General features: G+C 66.9%; 1 protein-coding gene. It reads left to right on the top strand.

The genetic code is table 11. From position 1 onward, the window contains the following. Nucleotides 1-26 precede the first annotated feature (26 nt). The coding region (locus tag SM755_RS23735; RefSeq protein ID WP_323174847.1) for an FAD-dependent oxidoreductase at nucleotides 27-269 on the top strand (243 nt) is incomplete at its 3' end.

The following is a 269-nucleotide window of genomic DNA, read 5'->3' on the forward strand; positions in this document are numbered from 1 at the left end:
TATGCCTGCTCGGGGTGTGTTCGAGTATGGTCGTCGGAGACGTCACAACTGGCACGGACCTTCTGGTAATCGGCGCGGGCCCCGGCGGATACGTCGCCGCCATCCGCGCGGGACAGCTCGGGCTCGACGTCACGCTCGTCGAGAAGGACGAATACGGTGGCGCGTGCCTGAACCGCGGGTGCATCCCCTCGAAGGCGCTCATCACCGCGACGAGTCTGAAGCACGACGCGGCGAACGCCGAGGAGATGGGTATCCACGCGAACCCGGCG

The organism is Natrialba sp. PRR66 (genome assembly GCF_034808065.1).
Lineage (GTDB): Archaea > Halobacteriota > Halobacteria > Halobacteriales > Natrialbaceae > Natrialba > Natrialba aegyptia.